The following is a 4334-nucleotide window of genomic DNA, read 5'->3' as shown; positions in this document are numbered from 1 at the left end:
GATCAGGCGTGCGCGACCGGAGCGGTTTCCGGCTGCTGCTGCGCCGGTTGCGGCCGCCGCGCGCGCAGCAGGACCGCGCCGAGCAGGGCGGCGGCGACACTGAATCCGGCGCTGATCCACGCCCCGGTGGACATGGCGGCGGTGAAGGCGTCCTTGGCGGGCTCGATGTAGCCCAGTTGGAAGGCGGCGCCGATGGATTCGCGCGCCGCGTCAGGGATGTCGGCGGGCATGTTCGAGGTGAACACGCCGGCCAGCACGCTGCCGAGGATAGCGATGCTGATCGCCATGCCGACCTGCTGGATCGTGTCGTTCATCGCGGAGCCGACACCAGCGTGCTGGAGCGGGATCGCGCTCATGATGGCCGCGTAGGCGGCCGGACCCGCCAGACCGCCGCCGATGCCCATCACCAGCATGCTGACCAGGACCCACAGATATCCGCTTCCGGCCGCGAGGATGCCGAAGGCCACACCCATGACGAGCAGACCCGACACGATGAGCGTCTTGTTGCTCAGGGTCTTGCCCAGCGTCGCGCCGAGGCCGTTGCAGACCGCCGCCGCCACGGCGTACGGCAACAGCGCCAGCCCGGCCTTCATCGGGCCGTAGCCGAGCACGAACTGCAGGTACTGAGTGAGCATGAGCATGACCGCGCCCATACCGAACACCATCAGCAGCAGAGTGAAACAGGTGCCCGTGAAATCCCGGCTGCGGAACACCGCCAACGGGAGCATGGGATGCGCCGATCGGCTCTCCCAGACGACGAAGCCGGTCGCCGTGAGGACGGCCAGCACGATCATGCCGATGTTCCATTCCCGCTCGATGATCACGTAGACCGTCGCGCTCAGCGCCACCACGGACAGTACGACGCCGACGAGGTCGATCGGCCGTTGTTCGCCGGTGGTCTCCGGCATCAGCACGACGGCCGCGATGATCGCGAGCGCCGCCACCGGGATATTGAGCAAGAACACCGACCCCCACCAGTAGTGCTGGAGCAGGAAGCCGCCCAGTGTGGGTCCGGCGACGATGCCGACCATGGAGACCGTCGACCAGGCAGCCATCGCCGTGCGCCGTTCGTCCTCGGCGAAGGTGGTCATCAGGATCGACAGGGTCGACGGCATCAACAGCGACCCGCCCACGCCCATCGCGACGCGGGCGGCCACGACCTGCCACGGTTCGGTCGCCAGCACGGCGCCCAGCGACGCCACGCCGAACACGGCCAGTCCGGTGATCAGGGCGCGCCGCCTGCCGAACCGGTCGGACAGGCTTCCCGCGGTGAGCAGGAGCCCGGCGAAGACCAGCACGTAGGCGTCCAGAATCCACTGCACGTCCGACGGTGTGGCGCCTAGCTCCCTGATCAGCGAGGGAATCGCGAGATTGAGCACGGTGCTGTCGAGCATCAGCACGAGCAAGGACAGACAGAGGACCCCCAGGACCCACCAGCGGCGAGGGTCTCGTACAACGTTCGATTCCACTCGCACAGCGTACGAGAAACTCGAACACTGTGCGAGCGATTATAGAATCGTGTCGTGACCAAGCAGTTCGCCTCGGTATGGACCAAGCAACCCCGCCGGCCCAAGACATCCGGGTTGCACCGGGAGCAGATCATCGCCGCGGCGGTCGAGATCCTCGACGCCGAAGGGTTGGAGTCGCTGAGCATGCGCAAGCTCGGCGCGAAGCTGGGCGCGGGTGCGACCAGTCTCTACTGGCACGTCTCCAACAAGGAGGAATTGCTGGAGTTGGTGCTCGACCAGTTCTGGGGGGTGGTGCAGATCCCGGAGCCCGAACAGGCGTCTTGGCGCGAAGTGCTGACCACCTTCGCCTACAGCTTGCGCGCGTCCATGCGGGAGCATCCGTGGAGTGTCTCGCTGGTCGGGCGGCTGCCCAGTATCGGTCCCAACTCGCTGCGGCTGAGTGATCGGCTGCGCCGCGCCTTCGTCCGGGCGGGGTTCGAGGGTGTGGACATCTACCTGGCCAGCGGAACGGTGATGTGTTTCGTTCTGGGTCAGGTGACTCCCGAAATCGCCTGGGAGAAGGCGTCGAAGGGAGTCGAGATCGACACCGACGGGATCCTGCGCGTGATAGACGAGGTGGGGGGTGACTATCCCGAGATGCTCGCGGACTACCGGGCGACCGTGCCGGCCGACCAGGAGGCCGGGCGCGCTATGGCCTTCGACTTCGGCTTGCTCTGTGTCCTCGATGGTTTGCAGGCGCGACTGCGCAACATGACGGAATCTCCGGAGTCTCCCCGAACGCGTGTATCGGGTGAGTGACAGCTGCAAAACTGGAACGGGTTGTTCCTGACATAGTGCGAGCAGGTACTCGGTAGAGTGCCTATGAACTGATACCTGTTCTATACGACTGATCATCGTTCGGGTGCGCGTGGCACGCGTCGCGCTCCGGCGCCGATGCGCAGAAAGGCGTCTCCGTGAGCACGCACATCGTTCTCGGCCGAGAGGTGCGCATGCCGGTCCGCATCCGGCTCGCGCACGCGTTCATGGCTACCTATCTGGTGCCCGCCGAGCCTGCGCAGCGCCTCATCGACTACTCCGGCCTGCGGATTCTCCGGCTACCGGGCGGCCGGGCGATGTGCACGCTGGTCTTCGTCGACTACGTCGACGGCGATCTGGGCCCCTACAACGAGTTCGGCGTCTCGTTCATGGTGCGCCATCACACCGCGGGCGCGGCGTCGGTATCCGGAGATCTGCGGGCGCTGGCGACCGGGCAGGCCGGTGTGCTGATCCACCGCCTGCCGGTCGACGGTGATTTCACCCTGGCCGCGGGGCGTGGTATCTGGGGGTTTCCGAAGGAACTCGCCGAATTCGTCGTCGACCACGGTGGCCGGACACGCAGCGGTGCGTTGCATCAGAACGGGCAGCTCATCGCGGATCTCGCGATACGGCCCGGGTTCGCGACTCCGAACCGCCGCGCCACCGGGGCCTCGTTCGACGCCTACTCGCACATCGACGGCGTCACCCGCTGCACGCGCTGGCAGATGTGGCCTTCGGGCATGCGAGCCCGTTTCGGCGGGGCCGAACTGACTCTCGGGGACCACGAGATCGCCGCGGAACTCCGGTCGCTCGGCCTCCCGCGGCGCGCGGTGATGTCCTCGTCCGTCTCGCGACTGGCCATGACGTTCGAGGACGCGATGGCGGTCTGACGCCGCTCGGTAACCACCCGGTCACGGGCGGGCGGGGATCGTGGACGGTCCCCATGGCGCCGGTTACGCTGACGTAGCGAATCATTTGCCGACGCTCTCAGCTATGGAGTGTGCCCGTGATCGTCACCCACCGGAGTTGCGCGGCTGAAGTAAGCTGTGAGCTGGACATATTGGGGGATGGATGGCAACTCGCGCAAGCTGGGCGCCGTGTTTCACCTGCTCGGAAAGTATGGTTGCTGAAGGGTAGGGGCGCCCTCGGACCTCCAGTCGGTCCTCCGAACGATACGACGGTGAGCGCGCATGCCAGGACGAACGCTTCAGCGCCCGTGCCGGCATCGATCGCTTTCCCGCGGCCGGTGAGGACCGGCCACGAGTTTCCACTCTTCCCGCTAGCGTGGTGCGGTGTGACCATCGTGCGGACCGGCGTCGACCTGCGCGCCGGACGATCACCTCGCGCCGGGAGACGCTACTTCGTTCGGCACGCGGGGGTCGGCGCCGCGGCCCGTACCCGGGTGGATGCCCAGGGTCGCTCGATCCGGACCGAGGCGGCGTGACGCTGCCGAATCCGGAAGCCGAATCGGAAGAGGGCGAAGAGGAACTCGACTACCGCTTCACGCTCGCGAACGAGCGCACCTTCCTGGCCTGGATGCGGACCGCGCTGGGGCTGCTGGCCGGTGGCGTCGCGGTGCACACGCTGGTCCAGTCGTTCCGGATCGCGGGACTGCGGCGCGCGATCGCACTGAGTTGCCTGGTCTTGGCGACGGTCGTCGCGATCGGCGCGTACGCGCACTGGCGGCGCGTCGGCGTCGCCATGCGGCGCGGCGATCCACTGCCGGAGACGGTGCTTGTGCCGATCCTGTCGGCGGGTATCGCCATCGTCTCGGTGCTGGCGGGTGTGGCGGTGCTGCTGCGATGAGCGCGCCACATCTGTCCGCCGAACGCACCGCACTGGCGTGGCGGCGCACCGCCGTGTCGGCGATGGTCGTCGGCACGCTGTTCGTGCATCAGGCGCTCGCCGGCGGGTGGCGCGCGGTCGCGGTCGCGCCCATCGGCGCCGCGATCGCGATGGCGGCGCTGGCCGGGGCCTGCTACTTGCGCAATCGCGGGCTTCGCCGAGGCCACTACGCCCGAGGCGGCGGCGTCATCGCCGCGACGACAGTGGCGGTGGTCGTGGTCGCGC

6 protein-coding genes are annotated in these 4334 nt (G+C 67.7%); 5 read left to right on the top strand and 1 reads right to left on the bottom strand.

Features of this window, described 5'->3' with window-relative positions; all coding sequences use genetic code 11:
• Window positions 1-2 precede the first annotated feature (2 nt).
• Window positions 3-1469 carry an MFS transporter gene (locus ACFU5M_RS34090; protein ID WP_379055676.1) on the bottom strand — a complete coding sequence of 489 codons (1467 nt, stop codon included), beginning with the start codon at window positions 1467-1469 and terminating at the stop codon, window positions 3-5.
• Between the two features lie 54 nt (window positions 1470-1523).
• Between ACFU5M_RS34090 and ACFU5M_RS34085 the strand changes: the two genes are divergently transcribed.
• From ACFU5M_RS34085 to ACFU5M_RS34065, 5 genes are all read left to right on the top strand, one after another.
• On the top strand, window positions 1524-2267 hold the full coding sequence (locus tag ACFU5M_RS34085) for a TetR/AcrR family transcriptional regulator (RefSeq protein ID WP_379055674.1): 744 nt from the start codon (window positions 1524-1526) through the stop codon (window positions 2265-2267).
• 155 nt (window positions 2268-2422) lie between these two features.
• Window positions 2423-3154 carry an acetoacetate decarboxylase family protein gene (locus ACFU5M_RS34080; protein WP_379055672.1) on the top strand — a complete coding sequence of 244 codons (732 nt, stop codon included), beginning with the start codon at window positions 2423-2425 and terminating at the stop codon, window positions 3152-3154.
• 404 nt (window positions 3155-3558) lie between these two features.
• On the top strand, window positions 3559-3708 hold the full coding sequence (locus ACFU5M_RS34075) for a hypothetical protein (RefSeq protein WP_379055670.1): 150 nt from the start codon (window positions 3559-3561) through the stop codon (window positions 3706-3708).
• Window positions 3705-4070: a YidH family protein gene (locus ACFU5M_RS34070; protein ID WP_379055668.1), complete on the top strand. Its 366-nt coding sequence runs from the start codon at window positions 3705-3707 to the stop codon at window positions 4068-4070. The genes ACFU5M_RS34075 and ACFU5M_RS34070 overlap by 4 nt, the downstream gene beginning before the upstream one ends.
• On the top strand, window positions 4067-4334 hold a 268-nt coding region (locus ACFU5M_RS34065; protein ID WP_379055666.1), incomplete at its 3' end, for a DUF202 domain-containing protein. The genes ACFU5M_RS34070 and ACFU5M_RS34065, both read left to right, overlap by 4 nt.

Origin of the sequence: Nocardia sp. NPDC057455 (assembly GCF_042802775.1) — a bacterium.
Taxonomy (GTDB): domain Bacteria; phylum Actinomycetota; class Actinomycetes; order Mycobacteriales; family Mycobacteriaceae; genus Nocardia.
The sequence above is the reverse complement of the archived record's forward strand: the minus strand, read 5'-3'. Positions and strand labels throughout refer to the sequence as shown.